16 protein-coding genes and 1 pseudogene are annotated in these 19,596 nt (G+C 37.9%); 2 read left to right on the top strand and 15 right to left on the bottom strand.

Annotated elements, in window-relative coordinates; translation table 11 throughout:
- Positions 1-265: 265 nt before the first annotated feature.
- From FLP15_RS06575 to FLP15_RS06555, 5 genes are all read right to left on the bottom strand, one after another.
- Positions 266-523, bottom strand: coding sequence for a Veg family protein (locus FLP15_RS06575; RefSeq protein WP_120771307.1), 258 nt, complete (start codon positions 521-523; stop codon positions 266-268).
- A gap of 190 nt (positions 524-713) precedes the next feature.
- Positions 714-2,081 carry a replicative DNA helicase gene (gene dnaB, locus FLP15_RS06570; RefSeq protein ID WP_142766452.1) on the bottom strand — a complete coding sequence of 456 codons (1,368 nt, stop codon included), beginning with the start codon at positions 2,079-2,081 and terminating at the stop codon, positions 714-716.
- A 1-nt stretch (position 2,082) separates the two neighbouring features.
- Positions 2,083-2,535: a 50S ribosomal protein L9 gene (gene rplI / locus FLP15_RS06565; protein ID WP_142766451.1), complete on the bottom strand. Its 453-nt coding sequence runs from the start codon at positions 2,533-2,535 to the stop codon at positions 2,083-2,085.
- The gene (locus FLP15_RS06560) at positions 2,532-4,496 is read right to left on the bottom strand and encodes a DHH family phosphoesterase (RefSeq protein ID WP_142766450.1); all 1,965 of its coding nucleotides are present in this window, start codon (positions 4,494-4,496) and stop codon (positions 2,532-2,534) included. The genes rplI and FLP15_RS06560 overlap by 4 nt, the downstream gene beginning before the upstream one ends.
- 239 nt (positions 4,497-4,735) lie before the next feature.
- The gene (locus FLP15_RS06555; RefSeq protein ID WP_142766449.1) at positions 4,736-5,383 is read right to left on the bottom strand and encodes an HAD family hydrolase; all 648 of its coding nucleotides are present in this window, start codon (positions 5,381-5,383) and stop codon (positions 4,736-4,738) included.
- Positions 5,384-5,627: 244 nt separating this feature from the next.
- On the opposite strand from FLP15_RS06555, the gene FLP15_RS06550 reads away from it, so the two are divergent.
- Positions 5,628-6,980 (top strand): aspartate kinase, encoded by a 1,353-nt coding sequence (locus FLP15_RS06550; RefSeq protein ID WP_142766448.1) that lies wholly within the window; start codon positions 5,628-5,630, stop codon positions 6,978-6,980.
- A 251-nt stretch (positions 6,981-7,231) separates the two neighbouring features.
- Here the strand turns inward: FLP15_RS06550 and FLP15_RS06545 are convergent.
- Positions 7,232-8,618: pseudogene (locus tag FLP15_RS06545) on the bottom strand (Cof-type HAD-IIB family hydrolase).
- Positions 8,619-9,568: 950 nt separating this feature from the next.
- Here FLP15_RS06545 and FLP15_RS06540 point away from each other — a divergent pair.
- Positions 9,569-10,534, top strand: coding sequence for an asparaginase (locus FLP15_RS06540; protein ID WP_142766447.1), 966 nt, complete (start codon positions 9,569-9,571; stop codon positions 10,532-10,534).
- An 84-nt stretch (positions 10,535-10,618) separates the two neighbouring features.
- On the opposite strand, the gene FLP15_RS06535 is transcribed toward FLP15_RS06540, so the two are convergent.
- The 9 genes from FLP15_RS06535 to FLP15_RS06500 all read right to left on the bottom strand — a co-directional run bounded on the left by FLP15_RS06535 (position 10,619) and on the right by FLP15_RS06500 (position 19,396).
- Positions 10,619-11,545 carry a DHH family phosphoesterase gene (locus FLP15_RS06535; protein ID WP_142766446.1) on the bottom strand — a complete coding sequence of 309 codons (927 nt, stop codon included), beginning with the start codon at positions 11,543-11,545 and terminating at the stop codon, positions 10,619-10,621.
- Between the two features lie 243 nt (positions 11,546-11,788).
- A complete protein-coding gene (locus FLP15_RS06530) occupies positions 11,789-13,069 on the bottom strand; it encodes a DRTGG domain-containing protein (protein WP_142766445.1) in 1,281 nt (426 codons plus the stop codon).
- A 22-nt stretch (positions 13,070-13,091) separates the two neighbouring features.
- Entirely contained in the window at positions 13,092-13,658 is a 567-nt protein-coding gene (locus tag FLP15_RS06525) for a GNAT family N-acetyltransferase (RefSeq protein WP_142766444.1), read from the bottom strand.
- A 178-nt stretch (positions 13,659-13,836) separates the two neighbouring features.
- Positions 13,837-14,262 carry a helix-turn-helix domain-containing protein gene (locus FLP15_RS06520; RefSeq protein ID WP_142766443.1) on the bottom strand — a complete coding sequence of 142 codons (426 nt, stop codon included), beginning with the start codon at positions 14,260-14,262 and terminating at the stop codon, positions 13,837-13,839.
- A 17-nt stretch (positions 14,263-14,279) separates the two neighbouring features.
- On the bottom strand, positions 14,280-15,665 hold the full coding sequence (locus tag FLP15_RS13080; protein WP_223804749.1) for a WxL domain-containing protein: 1,386 nt from the start codon (positions 15,663-15,665) through the stop codon (positions 14,280-14,282).
- Entirely contained in the window at positions 15,662-17,056 is a 1,395-nt protein-coding gene (locus FLP15_RS13075) for a hypothetical protein (protein ID WP_223804748.1), read from the bottom strand. Before FLP15_RS13075 ends, FLP15_RS13080 begins: the two co-directional genes overlap by 4 nt.
- A gap of 89 nt (positions 17,057-17,145) precedes the next feature.
- Positions 17,146-17,850, bottom strand: a complete 705-nt coding sequence (locus FLP15_RS06510; protein ID WP_142766442.1) for a WxL domain-containing protein — start codon at positions 17,848-17,850, stop codon at positions 17,146-17,148.
- A gap of 69 nt (positions 17,851-17,919) precedes the next feature.
- Positions 17,920-18,219, bottom strand: a complete 300-nt coding sequence (locus tag FLP15_RS06505; RefSeq protein WP_142766441.1) for an LPXTG cell wall anchor domain-containing protein — start codon at positions 18,217-18,219, stop codon at positions 17,920-17,922.
- Positions 18,220-18,253: 34 nt separating this feature from the next.
- Positions 18,254-19,396, bottom strand: coding sequence for a WxLIP family cell surface protein (locus FLP15_RS06500; RefSeq protein ID WP_142766440.1), 1,143 nt, complete (start codon positions 19,394-19,396; stop codon positions 18,254-18,256).
- Positions 19,397-19,596: the final 200 nt, after the last annotated feature.

The raw sequence follows: 19,596 nt of genomic DNA, 5'->3' as shown, positions 1-19,596 counted from the left end.
TCGGACGAAATTCGAAGCTTAGTGCTGCTTTATCCCCTACCTAAGAGGTGGGGAATTGCGATTGCGACTAGGTGCTTTGCCGTTTGCTCTTGCTGCTTTAGCAGCCAAGCAAACGGACAATGGAGCAACGAAGTTGCGTAGACCGTTCGTAGAACGGCGTGCGAAGCACGTAGCACCGTAGCGAGCATCGACAGCGGAGCCCAAAGGGCGGAGATAGCACGCACTTGCTTTGATAAATACCAAAAAACTCTTATTAATCTCCAAATTAAGCGTTTGGATAGTGAATCAAGATAGTTTGTGTCAAAATATCAGCATATTGGTATGATTCTGTTGTTTTAGGTCCACGTGCTGGAATATTTTCAATCACAAAGTGAGTAGCATAGGCTTCAATAAGATTGACTTTATGACGATTTTCACGCTTACGACCAAATTGTGAAGTGATTTCAATCGTTTGTCCAAGATGGGCTTTCACATTATTGCGAATATCAACGATTTTTCCAACTTCTTGATTTTGATTATCCATTTCATTTCCTTTCGTAGCTTTGTAATACAAAGCTTAGAGAGATACAACCTGTTTCTTTTGACTACAAGTTTCTCCAAATAAGACGTAAAAGTCGGATTTCTCCGATTCTTCTACCCCCTTGATTTTACATTTCATGCTAAGACAAATTTAGACAATTACTAGTATTATAACATGAAATAGCCCTAAAAATCTAGTCACTATATCGGCTATCAATACTGGCAAATTTATTATGCTCTTTGATAAACAAAAGCTCGACTGTTCCCCGACTTCCTGAGCGGTTTTTCTCAATAATCACCTCAACTTTATTATCTTGAGGTAATTCCTCTCCGTCATCATCTTCATCAGTTCCTCTATCATAATAATCATCACGATATAAGAAAGCAACAATATCCGCATCCTGCTCAATTGAACCTGATTCACGAATATCTGATAAGACAGGCCTTTTATCCTGACGTTGCTCAACTCCACGAGAAAGCTGCGATAGGGCAATAACAGGAACTTTTAGCTCTTTTGCTAAAATCTTCAGTTGACGAGAAATTTCCGAAACTTCTTGTTGACGATTTTCACGACCAGTTCCTGAGATTAACTGTAAATAGTCAATCACAATTAAACCAAGATTTTGCGTTTCTTGAGCTAATTTGCGCGACCTAGCACGGATTTCAGAAATTTTAATCCCTGGCGTGTCATCAATATAGATACTCGCACGTGACAATGTCCCTGTTGCCATAAAGTAATCATTCCACTCTTGATCATTGAGCTGACCAGTTCTCAAGCTATGAGAATCAATAGAACCCTCTGCAGCAATCATCCGACTGACCAAACTTTCAGCCCCCATTTCCAATGAGAAAATGGCAACGGTCTTATCCTGTTTTGTTCCAATATTTTGTGCAATATTAAGTGCAAACGCAGTTTTCCCAACCGCAGGTCTGGCAGCAAGAATAATCAGTTCTTCTTCGTGCAGTCCTGTCGTCATATTATCTAAAGCAGGATAGCCCGTAGCAATCCCCGTAATATTTGATTTTTGTTGCGCCCGCTGCTCAAGGTCGTCCATATGGATAGAAAGCACATCTGATATCTTTTTAAATCCATTGGTATTTCTACCTTGTTGGACATCAATTAAACTTTTCTCTGCCTGTGCCAAAACATCATCCGCAGGTAATTCTTGCTCATAAGCTTTTTCTACAGACTCTGTTAACTTATTAATAAGCTTACGAAGCAAAGATTTTTCTGCAACAATTTTTGCATAATATGTTGCATTAGCTGCTGTTGGAGTCGCTGTTGCAAGCTCAGCAATGTAAGCAATTCCCCCAATACTTTCAAGCTCTCCCTGATTTTCAAGTTGAGATCGAATCGTCAAAACATCAATCGCTTCTCTGCCATCTGATAATTTTTCCATTGCTCTAAAAATAACTTTATGAGCAGTTTTATAAAAATCATCTGCGGTTAAAAACTCTTTAATTTCAACTAGTCTATCACTATCCAAAAAAACAGCCCCAAGAACGGCCTGTTCAGCCGCTAAATCTTGAGGAGGAGCCTTTATGAGACCAATTTCAGGCATTTTAGGCCTCACTCACTCGGACTTTAACTATCGCAGTCACATCACGATGAAGCTTGATAGGTATATCTTTTGTACCTAAAGCTTGAATTTTATTTTCAAGTTGAATTTTACGTTTATCAAGTTTAACTTGATACTGGATATTCAATGCTTTGGCAATATCTGATTTGTCAACTGCACCAAAAGTGTGGCCAGTTTGACCAACTTTCATCCCAATTTCAACGATTGTATCTTCTTTTTCAAGAATTGTTTTAAGCGCTTTTGCTTCAGCTAGAAGTTGGGCTTCCTCTTTTTCTTTTGCTTTAGCTTGACCTTTAACTTCTGAAAGAGCAGCTGCAGTCGCTGGTTTAGCGAGGTTCTTTTTAATTAGGAAATTTTGAGCATAACCTGTCGGTACTTCTTTAACTTCACCTTTTTTCCCTTGACCTTTGACATCTGCTAAAAATACTACCTTCATTTTTCATTCTCTCTTTCTTTTAACAATTCAATCAAATCTTTTTTTACTTCTTCTATATTTTTTTCATAAATCTGAGTTGCCGCATTGTTGAAATGACCGCCGCCGCCCATTTTTTCCATGAGTGTTTGCACGTTGAAGCCATTGCGCGAGCGTGCTGAAATTGAAATAAAACCATTAATATGCTGTGTAACAGCAAAAGATGCCGTTATACCTGCCATTTCCAACATGGTGTCTGCTGCTTTTGCTGTCGTAATATTATCGTATTTCTGATGCTCAATCCCTAAACCAAGAGCAATATGGGGTAAGATAACTTTTGAATTAAGGACAATTTCATTTACTTTTTTATATTTCTCAAAGTCTGTTGCCATAATCATCTTAATCAAATCATTATCTGCTCCGCGTGAACGAAGATAGGCAGCAGCCTCAAAGGTACGTTCTGTTGTTGCTTTCGTAAAGTTTTTAGTATCCATCTCAATTCCAGCAAGGACGATACTGGCCTCAATCGTGGACATTTTCCTGCGATTATTATCGTGAAATTGTAAAATTTCAACGGTCAACTCACTCGCTGAACTTGCCGATGATTCAATATATGAAAGCAAAGCCTGTTCTGGAAAATCATCGTCACGCCTGTGATGGTCAATGACCACTACTTTTTCAAAAGAATTGTAGAAATCAAAGTTTAAAGTCTGCCCTGTCTTTGAATGATCGACCATAATAAGCAAAGAGTTAGCTTTTTTCAGATTTTTTGCCGTTTCTAAACGAATAATATGAGTAAAGCCATCCGAAGATTCATTCATCTTATCAATCGCACGCCCAACATCAGGCAATAACTGCTCTGGGTCGTAAACAACAAAAGCTTCTTTTCCACACATATTGGCGAAAGCATTCATTGCAACTCCCGCACCAAGTGCATCCATATCTGTGTACTTATGTCCAACAATGAATACATCATCTGATTCCGCAATAATTGTACGCAAAGCTGTTGAAATTGCACGCGCACGAGTTCTGCTTTTTTGTGTTCTACTTTCAGAATTTCCACCGAAATAAACGGGTCTAGCTTGCTCTGTATTCTCTCGGAGTACAACTTGGTCTCCTCCACGTACTTGGGCAAGTTCGAGGTTATTCATCGCTACTTTACCAATCGCTGGGAAATCGTTCCAACCGTAAGAGACACCGATTGAAAGTGTCAATGGGATATTTTTTTCTGCTGATGATTTTCTAAAATCATTGAGTACTGAAAATTTGTCATTAATAATTTTTTCTAAAATACGATAATCGCAGAAAAAATAATGCCGACTGCTGTTAATCCTTCGAAGATATATGCCATACTTATCAGCAAATTCTTCCAGAAAAGTAGAAATAAAGCTATTAATTGCTGTACGCTCACTGTCTGTAATCAAATCCGTAGCATCATCATAATTATCTACAGAAATTGATCCGATGACTGCTCTACTGTCATTAAATTCAGACTTGAAAGCTACTTCTTTCGTTGCATCAATAAGATAAATCAAACTTTTTTCTGAGTCTAATTCGGCCACATATTTTTGGCTACCAATATTAATGTATTGGTCATCATTTACATTTTTTAAAATAAGTTTAATGTCATCACGATTGATAATCTTGTCATTACCCTTGAAAACCATATCTACAAAAGGATTGAACCACTCAGGTTCTAGACTTTGATTATTAAATCGAATCACCCCAATCGGCATATTATCCAATGTTGCATTGAGAGAATTCTCAGCTTCGTCATTAATTTTTCTAATAAAATCCTGACGTCGCAATTGATAATTTCTCGTTTGCGATAATAGTATCAAAGTAATCACAACATTCAAAATAAGTAAATAAATCAATCCCGAACGACGAGTATCAGAAAAAATCAGGACGAGTGATTCAATGACCTGAACAAGAATCATGATGATAACAATGGTTAGTGGCGAGAATCGACGGACAAAATTCATAGTATCACTCCTATAGTTTCCTATTTTAACATAGGATGGGGAAAACTTAAAGGATTCGCGGGCTTTTAAAGGAATTTTTTAACGATTGAAGCCTGTCAGTACACTGATAGTTTCGCCTCAAGCAAAATCAGCCTTGAAATCAATAGATGAGATTTCTGTCAGCCTACTGACAAAGCCCTCACACATTATCCCACAAATCTATAAGCTAGTAGCTATATGTCTACGTCCTCCACTCTTTTTTACAGACTTGTCAGTAATTTTTGAGCTTCTGTCAGTGTATCAACAAATCGGTCAGCACGTGCTTGGTTCATTCCAAAACGATAATCTTTAACCGCCCAAACTGTTGCTCCTGCTGCTTTTCCTGCTTGAATGCCTTTTTCTGAATCCTCTATAATTAAACTCTCGTCAGCATTTACCTCCAGCTTTGTCATTGCTGACAGATAAATTTCTGGGTTCGGTTTAGATTCTTTAAAATCATTTCCTGACAATATGACATCAAAATAAGGTCGCAAATGATGTGTATCCAACGCTAAATCAATATCTAACATTGTAGAGCTTGATGCTAAAGCTATCTTAACCTGTTGAGCTTGTAGATAACTCAGAATTCGCGTAACATCTGGAAAAAGAAGTTCTTTATAAGGCATGGGCGTATTCTTTTTATACAGGTCATATTCAACTTGAAGCTGTTTCGCCTCATTTTCATTATAAGAATCTCTCAAAATCCGTGGCCAAATGTCTTTCATATTTCCACCAATAAAATCACTAGGTGTCAAATGGTCAATTGAAATATGATGACTTCCAAAAAAATCCGCGCGACGTTGCAAATAATAGCGTTCAGTATCAACCAAAACACCATCCATATCAAAAATAACTGCTTTAAATTTCATACGTTAATTATACCAAGATATGAATACGATTTGCAAGAACTATTGAAAAATAGGAAATCAAGATTGAAGGTAAAATAAAAATCCAAGGAAAAAACTCTACCTGCTGGTCTCACAAGCTTATTATATTCTTCAAAAAACCACCTATCTCCTTGTCATTTGAGCGTTGAAAATTATCTGAAAATTGGTTATAATAAGTCAAATTGTAAATTTATACAAAAATGGTTAAGATTGAGGGAATATATAAATGAAAGTTGCAAAGTTTGGAGGTTCTTCACTCGCCTCTGCTGCCCAGATTAAAAGAGTCTTTGATATTGTCAATAGTGATAATAAACGAAAATTTATCGTTGTTTCTGCGCCTGGAAAACGTTCTGGTGCTGATACGAAAGTTACTGATGCACTCATTGCTTATCATAAAGCTTGCAAAGCGCAAGACGAACGAGGAATTAAAGTTTACCAAGACTGGATTGTCGCTCGCTATCTAGAAATTTATAACGAACTCAACATGGATAGTCATATTATCGAGGACATTAAAGAAAACATCCAACAACTCGCCTCTTTACCAATTGATAATCCTTATACCTATGATACTTTTTTAGCCGCTGGTGAAAATAACAATGCAAAATTGATTGCTGATTATTTCTCTTCTGCCGGTCTTAAAAGCCGTTATGTTCATCCAGCAGATGCAGGTATCTTAGTTTCTTCTGACCCTGGAAATGCACGACTCATTCAAAGTTCTTACGAACGTATCAAATATCTCAATGACTTAGAAGAAACGCTGATTATTCCTGGTTTCTTTGGTGTTACTGCAAAAGGAGAAGTCTGTACTTTTTCTCGTGGTGGTTCTGATATCACTGGTTCTATCATTGCTGCAGGAGTTAAAGCTGAACTTTACGAAAATTTTACCGATGTCAATGGAATCTTTGCTGCCCATCCTGGCATTGTCAAAAATCCTGTACCGATTGCCGAGCTTACATATCGAGAAATGCGTGAGCTTGCTTACTCTGGTTTCTCCGTTTTACATGATGAAGCTCTTGTTCCAGCCTATCGTGCTCATGTTCCACTAGTGATTAAAAATACTAATAATCCTGAACATCCTGGCACAAAGATTGTTGTGCAACGGGAAACAAAAGGTGCACCCGTCGTAGGTATTGCCTCGTCTAGTAATTTTTCAACATTATATGTTAGCAAATATTTGATGAACCGCGAAGTAGGGTTTGGTCGTAAAGTCTTATCAGCCTTAGAAAATCTTGGTATTCGTTTTGAACATATGCCGACTGGAATTGATGATTTATCTGTGGTTATCCGTAGCCATTACCTGACACAACCTGTTTCCAAGAACCTCATTGCTAACTTGATAGAAAGCCTACACCCTGATGAGGTTAACATCGAACGTGATTTTTCGATTATCATGCTTGTCGGCGAAGATATGAAAGAACACGTGGGGGTTACAGCTAGAGCAACAGCTGCACTCTCTGAAAAAGGAATTAGCATTAGTATGCTCTCACAAGGTTCAAGCGAGGTTTCGGTCATGTTTATGGTCAAAGAAAAAGATGAAAAGGAAGCTTTGCGAGCTATTTATTCTGCCTTTTTTGAATGAAGTCAAGACTTATTCAGTGGGAGTTTCAGCTCGCCACTGAATTTAGTCGGACGAAATTCAAGGCTTAGTGTTGCTTTATCTCCGGCCTAAGAGGTCGGAGTATTGCGATTGCGACTAGGTGCTTTAGCACCGTAGCGAGCATCGACAGCGGAGCCCGAAAGGGCGGAGATAGCACACACTTGCTTTGATAAAATTCATTACTTAGCATAAAATCCCTTGAAAAAATCGTTTTTCAAGGGATTTTATTTTTTTTATGAATTATTTCTAGTTTTCTTTGCCGCAACTCGCTTTTGTCGATCTAGTTCTTTTTTTATTTTGTTTTCGGGGCGAATTTTTCTTCCCAATCTTGTGGTTTTAATACTTTATGTGTCACAGGGTCAAAATGGGGTCTTCCGTCAGGGAATATTTTACCCATATTTGCCGCATGTACTGCATTAAAAATTTCATAAGGATCTACGCCCGCTAGCACTAGTGAACCATAGGTGAAATAAAGTAAGTCAATCATTGCATCGACTTGACCTGTAAGAGCATCTTCTTCATGAGCTTTGGAACGTACCTTTGCAGCAGCCTTATCTACATCTTGATGCAATTGTTGCACCAGACCTTCAAATTTTTCATCGTCACTATTTGTCGCTGCATGGAGAAATTCAACGATTTCTTCTATCTTGAAGCCTGCTCGAAATCCTGCTTCCATAGGGGAAAAGCACGCGGTACTTCTTGAGTTTTTCCATCCATAACTTTGTGAAATTCTTTAACTTTATTAAAATTTTCGTCTTTTGAGATAAAATCTTTTTCAACAGAAAAGCGGATTAAGCCATAGTAAGCAAGCGACTTTGCAATACCGTCTTGATTATTGGTATCTGTAATATAAGTTGCAATTTTTTTAACCTCAGGGAGTGCATTTCCCATTGCAATGCCATATCCGCTCCCTGCGAGCATTGTAATATCATTTTCTGAGTCACCAAAGCACATCACTTGATTTAACTCGAAACCAAAACGTTCGCCAAGACGTTCAATGCCTTGCAATTTTCCTACTCCTACCGGAATCAAATCCACAGAATAGGGATTACTTCTCGTCACGAGAAGTTCAGGAAACTCTGCTTGAAGTTTATCCGTTTCATCATGTGTCGCAACCATCATTGCCTGATAAATCGCTTCATCTTCGTCAGCCAATTGAGAATTTTGAGGAAGAATGCGGCGTACAACGTGTTTAAAACCATTTCTTGCAACACCTGATGTACCATTAGGCAAAAGTCCAGACAAAAAACCTGCGAGACGTGTTTCTCCGAACTTTAATAACCCAGAGCCATTAACACCATGTGCTGTACCAAGTGAAATATCTGAGTGGTTCTGTGTGGCATAATTCATTAATTTTTTTAATGTTTTTTTGTCTAAAGGATTATCATAAATAATTTCTTTCGGTGTAAAAATGTACTGACCGTTGTAAGTGACAGCAAAATCCATGTCCAAGTCTTCTAGCAATGGCATAGCAAACGCTGGTCCTCGTCCTGTCGCTATCCCGACAAAAATACCTTTTTGACGTAATTCTTTAATTGCTTTTCTAGTACTTGTTGCAACACCTCGCGTAGATGTAAAAAGTGTTCCATCTAAATCAAAAAATACTGCTCTAATATCCATTATATTTATCTTTTCTAGCTTAATTTATAAGACTCAATCTTATAGTTAATCCGTTGTAAAAATTGCCAACGGATTGACGTTGCTTCACTCTAGCGCCATGACACACTAATTACAGTCATCACTAATGAAGTCAAGACCTATTCAGTGGGATTTGTCCATTTTCTCTAGTCGCTATCTTCGCTGCGCTACGCTGTCCACTCTCGCTAAGTGGCTAAAGCCACAAGTCGAGTCGCAAAGCACTTAGTTCCTATGGCAGTCGGACGAAATTCAAGGATTGCCATTCCGGCTAGGTGCTTTGCCTTTTGCTCTTACTGCTTTACTAGGCAAACGGATAGCGGCATAGACCCGTGCGAAGCACGTAGCACTGTATCAAGCATCAACAACGTAGCGCAGCGAAGTAACTTTTAAACACTATTAGAAACTCTACCAACTCCGCTTTACAGCAACCTCCACGGCACATAATTAGCGTGTAACTCTTACAAGAACAACTGGTTACTATTTTTAAACAAATCTGTCAGAAAAAAATCAGTTTCAAGTTAAATTATACAGTAATTTTAGATGGATTTCATCAATCATGAGTGATATTACCGTTGTATTTTAAAAATTATTTCTTCATCACCAAAAAATTTGCTTATTTCCCTTTTTTTAGGAAAACTTAATCTTTAATAGTAGTTCTTTTTAAATTTTTTTCTAAATTTAAAAGAGCACATATCTATTATGGAATAATTTTTGATATAATTTTTTGTGGCAAACAATTTTGTTCCGACATAATTGAATCCATACGATTAGAAATGATAAAAAATACTGCGTCATCTCATAATTTTTCTATGAAGAATCAAGGTGAAACTTATATACTCGAATACAAAGAACAACTTGTATTTTGGGCTATTTATTACTCTAATCGTGTTTGTCTCTTGACATCATTTTATATTAAATATACTGAGGATTTTATGAAAAAAATATTAGTACTACACACTGGTGGAACAATCTCAATGGCTGAAGATGAAAATGGGCACGTTTCTCCAAACAACATTAATCCCATGAATGCTGTAAATTTGCAGTTAGGAGAAGTTGAGTTAGTCACAGAGGATATCTTTAATTTACCGAGTCCTCATATCACACTGACAGATATGTTAGTTCTTAAAAATCGTATCAAAACTGCTTTTATTGCTGAAGCTTTTGATGGCGCCGTCATCACTCATGGCACTGATACGCTTGAAGAAACAGCCTTCTTTCTTGATACGACGCTTTCTCGAGGCAAACCTATTGTTTTGACAGGTGCAATGCGCTCAAGCAATGAATTGGGTACTGATGGAATTTATAACTTACTGACAGCCATTCGTGTTGCTGCTGACAAGAATTCCTATGACCGTGGTGTGCTTGTGGTGATGAATGACGAAATCCACTCTGCACGTTATGTCACAAAAACTCACACAACCAATGTTTCAACTTTTCAAACGCCGACTCACGGTCCACTTGGTTTACTGACAAAAAACAAAATTATTTATTTTCACAAAGATAGTGAAAACCAACATCTGGAAAGCCACACTGTCCACGGAAATGTTCCTATTGTCAAAGCGTTTGCGGGAATGACTGGACAAATTTTAGATTTACTTGATTTGGAAAAACTAGACGGGATTGTCATTGAGGCACTCGGCGCTGGAAATTTACCACCTATCGCAAGTCAGTCCTTACAACGCTTGTTAAAAAATAATATTCCCGTCGTTCTTGTTTCACGTTGTTTCAATGGAATTGCTGAACCTGTGTATTCTTATGAGGGTGGCGGTTCGCAGCTTCATGATGCTGGCGTGATGTTCGCTGATGAAGTAAATTCACAAAAAGCGCGAATCAAATTAATTATTGCTTTAAATGCTGGCTTGACACTTGAACAACTTCGCGATTTTATGGAAAATTAATTAGAAAATCACTGACAAAATTTCTGTCAGTGATTTTTATCAAAACAAGAGCGTGCCTCATTTACTGACAGAACTCTGTCAGTATCATTTTTTCAAATTATCTTGCAATTCTTGCCAAATCTTTTCATTTTCCTCCAGCGAATATGAATTTGCTCCTGAGGCAAGAGGATGCCCACCTCCATCATGCGCCTTTGCAATTTCATTGATTGGAACAACTTTTGAGCGCATCCGAACTCGGAAATGTCCATCTGCTTGCTCTACAAAAATCGCCCAAGATTCAATGCCACGGATATTTCCTGGCACACTAACAATACTTGAAGTTTCAGCATCTCGAAGTGCAAATTTTTTCAAAAGCTCCTGTGTCAAAAGCACGCGCGCAGCACCATTTTCTGAAAGTTCCATATTTTCATAAACGAAACCTTGTAAACGCGCCACCTTCATGTCAAACGATGACATTTCTCTTCCCAAAGCTGCACGGTCAAAATCATACTCAGCCAGCCTTGACGCCACCCTCAAGGTATTAGGAGAGGTCGCAGGATACAGAAAACGACCCGTATCGCCAACAATTCCTCCATAAAGCAAACGTGCTGCTTCCGCGTTCATACGCAGATTATTTTCAAAAGCAAGATTAGCAATAATTTCTGAAGCAGAGCTACGTTCTGGCTCAACCAATAATAAATTACCATAAGCATCATCATTTGGATGGTGGTCAATTTTAATCACAAAATCAGCCGTTTTCCAGCGGTCATCATCAATTCTTGGCGTATTTGCTGTATCACAAACAATGCTTAGATATTTTTCATTTTCCTCTAAAGTTACTGTATCCATTTCCGCTAAATAAGTCAATGTTGGTTCATCATAACCCACTGCGTAAATCTTTTTCTCTGGAAAGTTTTCCCTTAAAATAGCGCGAAGTCCAGCTTGAGAACCAATCGCATCTGGATCTGGATTTTTATGTCTATGAATAAGAATTGTATTATATTCTTTAATTTTATCTAAAATTTCTTTCATTTTTTCTCTTTCAATTTCTGTAAGTTACTGACAGAAGTTTTGTCAGTAAAAAGTATGCTGACAGAAGTCCGTCATTCTACTTACAGCTTACAAATTTCATCAAAGTAAATGCGTGCTATCTTTACGCTGTCCGTTTGCTTAGCTACTAAAGTAGCAACGGCTATCCTATCTTAGGTAGGAGATGAAACAGCATTAACTTTGAATTTAGTCTTGACTTCATTTGGACTCTATTAGTATAACAAATTATGTCAATTGCACATTGACTAAAACTTTGGCAACGATATTATTGACATGATAAACTTCACAATCAATCATTGCTCCTATCCGTGTTTCACTAATAACTTTGGGATAAATTTCCAAAACATTATCAATTGCAACAGCGCCCATCAAGTGCATATTCAAAGACTCTATGATAATATTTCGCTTACGCTTTTTTGCTAAAACTCGTCTGACAACATGGCTAATCATTTCTGTAAATACTCCCTGCGCCATACTTCCAACACTATTAATCATGAATGGCTCAACAACAATGGTATAGGCCGAGCCTTTTTCTTTCAATCGATCAGACACATCCTCACTGAAAGTGTGTGCCACCTGACTTTCTTCTTGGGCTTTTTGTAAACTTTGAAGCAAATCAGACTTCGTGATAATTCCAGCATAGGTATGATTATCATACACTACTGGCATCATATCGTAGCCTTCATATATCATTTTTTGAGAGACACTAGCAACAGTCATTCCAGCTTTGGCTACATTTGCCCTTGTCATTAATTTATTAAGCGGCGTGTCATTTCCCTTATGATTAACATCTCGCATCGCAATCACACCGACCACAACATTATAACGATTGAGGACAGCAAAGCGACTATAATTTGTTTTTTTCACAAGATCTAAGAAATCCTTTACTGTATTTTCTTCACGTAAAGTCGCTCTTTTTTGATGAAAAACATCACCAACTGTGATAATGTCTTTTTTTATCAATTCATTTGATAGCGCATGACTAATCCGATTCGCTACTGTAAAGGTATCATAGCTCGTACGCAAAAGCGGAATTCCAAGTCGATTTGCATCATCAATAACATCTTGATCTACATCAAATCCACCCGTCACAAGCACAGCATTGTGCTCACGTAGCGACAAATTTTGAATATCCTTACGGTCTCCAACAATGACTAATCCATTTTGTGACAAATATTTTTTGAACGACTCGCGCTCCATTGCACTAATCACAAACTTATTGAACTCAACCTCAAGTCCCGCAAGACCACCCAATACATCTGCATTCGCAATTTCAGCCAATTTCCCAAAAGTCAATCGATTGGCTACTTTTTGCCCTTTAGCCGCTACTCGTACAGTACCCGAACGGTCATTTACTGCGACCAAGCCTTGATTTTCTGCCTCTTTGATTGCCCGATAAGCCGTACCGTCAGCGACTTTCATTCGATTGGCAATTCCTCGAACACTTACTTGCCGACCAATTTCTAATCCTTCAATATAACTTAGAATTTCCTCATGTTTTGACATAAAACTCTCACTTTTTCTTCACTTATAAGTTGGTCAATTGTCTATAAAACTCACTTTTATTCAACTCATATTTTTTAAAATTTCTGATAATACCCGTATATTGATTAGCAGCTTTAAAACTTCTAACCTCTTGATAACCAACACGCAAAGCAAGTTTTTGAGAAGCAATATTTTCTTTGTCAATCATAAGCTCCAACTTTTTGAGACCAAATTGCTCAAAAGCAAACTCTGTCAGTACTGACAATGCTTCTGTCATTAACCCCATCTTCCAATAGGATTTATTAAGCACATAACCAATCTCAGCAGAAGCCGTTTTTTCCGAAATCTTTATAAAGTGAATGGTTCCAATCATCTTCTCTTCACTTTTTAATTCAATCGCCCATTTTCCCAAAGGACTTCGCATAAAATTATTAGCAATTGAAAATTCTGTTTCTTCTAAGGACAAATGGGCTAAAAAAATATATTTCAAATTCTGCGGATTTCCCGAATACTCAAACATATCGCAAACATCTGTAAATTGATGAGGTCTCAATAACAAACGAGATGTTTCAATAACAGTAAATTCAGCAAGCTGCCTATAGATATTCATTCAAACTCCTCATTCTCCCTAAAGATTTATCCCCCTCATTATATCATCTTAAAAAACTCATCACCAGTACTAAGTCAACTTTCTCCCCTTTTCACGGCCAAAGTCTTGAGTATCCTAACGAGCAAATAAAAAAGAACCCTTAAAGAATTCTTTTTTAGTACCTACTAATTATTTGACCTTAATTTCTCAACAACCAATCTAGACTTACTCCTCCTAAGTCTGCAATTTGAACACAATAGGAAACTACTGGAATCTCTCTATTTTCTTCCCATTTTAAAAATAAACTTTCAGGAATTTCCGGAGATAATAAAACCACAAAATCAGAGGGTAAAAGACGTCGCTTTTCCCTAATCATCTTGATTTTTTCACCTAGAGACAGAGAAAGTGTATCAGCATTACCAGAAATTTTCGGCAACATCGTTGCACTTTCCTCTTTCTCAAAATAATTGACTAACTTATTCATCTCCAAATCTGTCATCGGTTTTCCTCTAAACAGATAGTCCGAAAGGTTAATAGGAAGCACTCCTATTGCTTGAGCAAAGGGAATAATTCCCATTTTTTGTTGAATAAGTCTTTTCTTTATGGTTTTTGTATTAAGCGTCATCTTTATTTAATAGCCTCCTATGGAGCGCTAGTTAACGTCCAAGTCAAGCTTCCTTCAAAATTAGTATTAGACTTTTGGAAGTCTACTGGAACTGACAATTTAAACAAGCTTGATGTCCCTGCATCAATCACTGTCGTTGTACCAGTCGCAGCCGTTGTTGTAGAATAAATCGTCTCTGGATTGTCTGTCAACACCGTTCCATCATATGAGAGATAGTTCATGAAAGAAATACCATCCGTCACTGGAACATAAATCGGATCTCCTGAACCATCTGTTCCATTTTGTGTTACTTCCTGAATCGGTGAAGTTTGGGCGACAGAAACCGTCCAAGGTGTTAATAAACTTGTCGCTCTCGTATCAGATACAACCACAGATTGGTCAAGCGCTCCCGTATAATCTTCCTCACTAGAAACAATAGAATGACTGCCAAAATCAATTGTTGATGGTACAGAAACAAAACTAATACTTCCGTTATAGGTAAGATTTACTGTATAGGTGTTATCACCAGCAAGTACAACACCTCCAGCACCTGAGACAGCCTCAGCTAAAGACTTCATCGAATCAGTATAGCTTTGACCATCAGGGTCTACATAATCTTTAATTGCCCAACCTGTCGCATTGTTGGTCATCCAATTATTCAACCAGTTTTGTGCTGATGCAATATCTGTCATGTTTACTGGAGCACCCGTCAAAGCCGTTGTAATCGTTTGAGAATCAGGATTAGTGGGTGGATTAGGCCCAGAAGCTTGATCCGGCACGACATTTAGTTCTACCTTTTGCATAAGTGCCTTCAGACTGATTGTAAAATTATTCGCTCCATTAACAAAAGTTGGATTTGCCGCTTGTGCTGCTTGCAAAGCTGTCATCCCTGGTGTAGTAGTATCTGTATAAGTCTTTCCATCAGGAGCGGTTACTGTATCAATACCATACCCTGTCGGAATCGTTGGAGTAAAACTAATTGCACCACCTGTGACACCCGCTAAGGAAGTTGTACTTGGTAGGGTTGCTTGAAGTTCACCAGCCACTCCATTTTGTCCAGGAACATCCGAAGCCCAACTATAACTCACTGTCCCACTCTGTGCCATAGCAGAGATAGTCACTTTAAAATTATTTATACCAGCAATGAAATAATTGTTTGCTGCCAAAGCCGCTGCAACAGAAGAATAATTTACATTATTTGGAGCTAAAACATTAGAAACAGCATAACCAGCTGGAAGATTCGGCATAACAAAGTTTAAGTCTGAACCAGTTAAGCCTGATAACGCCAGACTAACAGGCAATGTCGGAGCCCCCGCTGGAACATTTGTATCATAAGCAAAACTTACTGTACCCGTTTGGTTCAACGCTGATAATGTAATCTGATACTGATTGTTCGAAGCAACTGCATCAAAAGTCGGATTCAATGCAAAAAATGAAGATAAGGTTCCTGCTGTTGTGCTTCCAACTGTTGTTCCCCAAGTGCCGAAGTAATTTTAGAGATATAGTATCCAGCTGGCACTTGACCTGCTAAATTCATCTGTAAATTAGGAGCTGCAGCAACTAAAGTTTGATCTGTAACACCTGAAGCTGAAAATAATGGTGGTGTAGTTGGGGTTCGTTGAGCAGTAGGATCATAACTATAAGTAAATCCTGCAGTTTGTGGCTGTGGGGTGTAAGAAACATTAATTTGGTTAGGATTTGTTGTACCACTAGGAAAGTTTTGAACCGTAACTGGTTGAGAAACCGAACTAAAACTATATCCCGCAGGTGCTATAGGTGCAAAATAATCATAGTTATCTGCAGCATTCCCTGAACCGCTCGGAGCCACGACACCAATTTTATCTCCTACATTTGCACTAATTGTTGAATTTTGCCAAGCCGTTCCTTTTGGCGTCAGTTGACTACCCGTTGCAGTGTTAAGATAATTAACATTAACTGGTTGTACACCTTTTCCTGCTGTAACTCCACTAACCGTTACAGACATTTGAGCATAGTTACCTCCAGTCGCAGCCATGAACCCAATTGACATACTTTTCTGAACAGTAATTGACGTAGAGGTAGTATAATCAGTACCAGCATTTCTTGAAGTATAACTAATTGTTCCTGTAACTGTTCCATTTGAATTTAAAACAGGATTAGTCCAACTCATAGAAAAAGCATTGGTTGAGTTATTATTAGGTGTATAATCAGAGCTTGCACTGAGTATTTTTGCTCCTGAACCATCTCCCTGCGCAACAACACTAGCTGTTTGATAACCTTGAGTTAGATCAAGAAGAGTATAGTAAGGGGTATGAGAATAATTATTACCAATGAAATAGGTTCCCGAACCGAGATTTCCTACTCCAAGATTTCCTCCCGTTGCCCCTCCAGAAAGTTGTGAAGAAGCTAAATTCGTGAGTAAAATACCATTGGCATCTCCCAAGTGTGTGGCTGGATTAATTCCCCCAGCATTAGCAAAAGTAGCCCCACTAATCGTGATAGAATGAGTCATATCAACTGCACCATTGAAAGGTAGCCACGAACCTGTATTGGCTTGGTAAGTTCCAAAATTATAAGTTGAAGAACTCGTCCATCCTGAACCACTCGTATTTTTACCCACAGGAGTGTAATTACTAGCCGTCTGAAAATCACTCAATCCCCATGTATGATTGCCTGTATCAACGGTTCCGCTCGGTGTCAAACTTGTAGTCGCAGTTGCCGCTGATACTACCGATTGTCCTTTGAGAGCTAGAGTTGGCAACAAGGTACTTACCAAAAGCAAGGCACTTGCGCCAATATTTGTAGATTTTTTAAGTAAGATTTTTACTTTTCCCATTGTTGTTTTCTCTTTCGTTGCATACACCATATAAATTAGAAAAAAAGTTGTTTCTCCAATTAAGAAGAGACAACTTTTTTATTCCTAAATTAAGGCGCTGTTGTCAAATCCCATTGGAGAGTTGCTGTATAATTACCTGCCACAGCTGAACCAGAAGGAACGCTTAGAGAGATTGGCCCTCCAACTTCAGTTCCTTTATAATCTGAAGCTTGACCATAACTTGTCAAGTATTGTCCAACCGTACCGTCTGTTGACATTACATTTTGAGCATTACCTGGAGTCAATGTGAAACCTGCAACACTTGTTGGAACATAAGAACCACCACCAGCATTAACACCAGTACCTGCAGAGAAGCTCAACGCTGCACCATTTAAATTAGATGAACCATTAGTAAACTGTGCCAACTGAGTAACTGTCAATTGTGTATCATTTCCTGTGCCTAAACCGCGAAGGTCATGCATTTCTACAAATGCTGCAACTGGTGTACTAAATGCTGTTGAATCTGGGTTTGCATAGTAAGTCGCTTGTGAAGCTGAGATTTCGTGTGTACCAAAATCAAGATCAGAAGCATAGTCAATCGCCAAAGCACCTGGTGTACCTCCAGGGCCAGGTTCTCCTGGAACTTCTGGATTTGTAACATCTGGCGGTGTTGTCGTATTTTCTGTGAATGCAACTGTTCCAGTTGAATTCCATTGAGTAGCTGTAACTGAAGCTGCAGATACTGCTGAAGCTCCTGTTGCTCCTGCTACAAGAAGAGCAAGAGTTGATGCGGAAAGCGTAATTGCTTTTTTCATGTTAATTTCTCCTTCGTTTGTGAAATATATAATTAAAATTTTTAATTATCAAGTTAAGTAATATTGGGCTTATCTACTTCTTCTTAAATAGACCAGTCCAGCAGTCAGGTTAAGTAATCCTAACCCTATCCATTCCATAGATGATGCATTGCTTTCTCCCGTTTTAGGAAGTTCTTTATTCCCAGAACTCGCTATCGGCTTTTGAGATGAGCTGGATATTGGTTTTTCCTTAGAAGGAAAGGTACCAGTGAAACCAACTGTTCCTTGAGTCGTACGCACGGTTGCTTCTTGAGCGGAGATAGAGAGCGGATAAGCAATCACTATTAAGAACCCCATGGAGATAAAAAATTTTTTCATTCTTTTATTCAAAGTTTTCTCTTCCTTTCTTTGTTAGCATTAGCTTCTAGTCGTCATTCTGTATATGGTTATCTTTTTTACGTTTAGAGATAAAGACTAGGAATATCAACAGCACCACGATAAGAATGAGTGCAATTCCAATAATCATTAACCAATTCATTGGTTCTTTATAGCGTACTGTTGGGTCACTACGATTGAGCTTACTCGCTTTTGCTCCTGCAATCTCAAAGTCTCTTTCAAAATTCCATTTATATTCGTACTTTACAGTTTGACCATTGACAGTTGTTTGATAACGCCCTTCTGCACTTTTTACACCATAGACTGTCATAGAAAGATGATACTTCCCAGGCTGCAGTGCTTTAGAAGTTTGATTAGCCATATTACCTTGAATAGATACTGGAATAGCTAAATCAAAATTGGAATTTGGAGCCATTTTCATCTCTGAATTTTCAAAGCTATATTTTAATTCTGGATGTGTGACTCCTTTAACCGTAGCTGACGCATTCATATCTTGAAGATAAGTTGATGCAGAATTTTGAAGATTGGCAGAAATAATATTTCTTGAATTAATTTGTGAAGCTTCAACTTGGTTGAGATGGAGTTGGGGAGAAACAGCTTTTGTATTTTGCTGCATGACAAGCGCGATAACATAACGATATTCGTTAATAATTGAAACCCCATTTTTAGGATTTGACGATGATTCTGAGCTTTTTTCTTTAAAAGCAAATCCCCCTGCTAAAACTCCATTAAAATCACTAGTTGGCATTGTTACTTTTGAGACAACTGCTGTCTGAGAATGAGCAGCAAGTGTTATCTCTTTCTGTGGAAGTTTAACGTAATCTTCAATGTTGTACTTTAATGAATCGTCTGCTTTAGCCGTTGTAGTATCATAAATCGCCAAACCATTTCCATTTGTAGTTGAACGCGCAAATGACATTTCAACTGTAATAGAATGTGATGTTGTGTTACTTAAATTAATTGATATCTCTTGGCTTGTTCCTGGCTTCATCAATAAATTAAAGTAACCATGATTTCCTTCAACTTGATTTTGAGGAATGGACGGACTAACGGTGAAATCAGAAGTTGCCGCATAAGTAATCTTAATTCCTAGAAATAATGTTAGTGTAAGCAAGATTGCCACTAAGACTTTTTTGATGTTCTTCTGGTTCATTTCTAGTCCTTTCGTCATATGTTAATTATTTCAAAACAATTTCAAATGACTTGTTTTTTCAATAATATCAATGTTTTTTTCTTAAATCAATGGTTAAGTAGGATTATTATTTTACATTTTTTTCATTTTTCGACTTAATTAAGGTTTAAATCGAAAACGTACGGCATATATGCATAATTTGTTATTTAACTTTGTAATTTATAGCTTACTAATTACTT

This window comes from Lactococcus protaetiae (genome assembly GCF_006965445.1).
Classification (GTDB): Bacteria; Bacillota; Bacilli; order Lactobacillales; family Streptococcaceae; genus Lactococcus; species Lactococcus protaetiae.
The sequence above is the reverse complement of the archived record's forward strand: the minus strand, read 5'-3'. Positions and strand labels throughout refer to the sequence as shown.

Excerpts from the sequence above, each read along its gene's own strand:
- FLP15_RS06575 (WP_120771307.1), bottom strand. The coding sequence starts at position 523 with ATGGATAATCAAAATCAAGAAGTTGGAAAAATCGTTGATATTCGCAAT.
- dnaB (WP_142766452.1), bottom strand. The coding sequence starts at position 2,081 with ATGCCTGAAATTGGTCTCATAAAGGCTCCTCCTCAAGATTTAGCGGCT.
- rplI (WP_142766451.1), bottom strand. The coding sequence starts at position 2,535 with ATGAAGGTAGTATTTTTAGCAGATGTCAAAGGTCAAGGGAAAAAAGGT.
- FLP15_RS06560 (WP_142766450.1), bottom strand. The coding sequence starts at position 4,496 with ATGAATTTTGTCCGTCGATTCTCGCCACTAACCATTGTTATCATCATG.
- FLP15_RS06555 (WP_142766449.1), bottom strand. The coding sequence starts at position 5,383 with ATGAAATTTAAAGCAGTTATTTTTGATATGGATGGTGTTTTGGTTGAT.
- FLP15_RS06550 (WP_142766448.1), top strand. The coding sequence starts at position 5,628 with ATGAAAGTTGCAAAGTTTGGAGGTTCTTCACTCGCCTCTGCTGCCCAG.
- FLP15_RS06540 (WP_142766447.1), top strand. The coding sequence starts at position 9,569 with ATGAAAAAAATATTAGTACTACACACTGGTGGAACAATCTCAATGGCT.
- FLP15_RS06535 (WP_142766446.1), bottom strand. The coding sequence starts at position 11,545 with ATGAAAGAAATTTTAGATAAAATTAAAGAATATAATACAATTCTTATT.
- FLP15_RS06530 (WP_142766445.1), bottom strand. The coding sequence starts at position 13,069 with ATGTCAAAACATGAGGAAATTCTAAGTTATATTGAAGGATTAGAAATT.
- FLP15_RS06525 (WP_142766444.1), bottom strand. The coding sequence starts at position 13,658 with ATGAATATCTATAGGCAGCTTGCTGAATTTACTGTTATTGAAACATCT.
- FLP15_RS06520 (WP_142766443.1), bottom strand. The coding sequence starts at position 14,262 with ATGACGCTTAATACAAAAACCATAAAGAAAAGACTTATTCAACAAAAA.
- FLP15_RS13075 (WP_223804748.1), bottom strand. The coding sequence starts at position 17,056 with ATGGGAAAAGTAAAAATCTTACTTAAAAAATCTACAAATATTGGCGCA.
- FLP15_RS06510 (WP_142766442.1), bottom strand. The coding sequence starts at position 17,850 with ATGAAAAAAGCAATTACGCTTTCCGCATCAACTCTTGCTCTTCTTGTA.
- FLP15_RS06500 (WP_142766440.1), bottom strand. The coding sequence starts at position 19,396 with ATGACGAAAGGACTAGAAATGAACCAGAAGAACATCAAAAAAGTCTTA.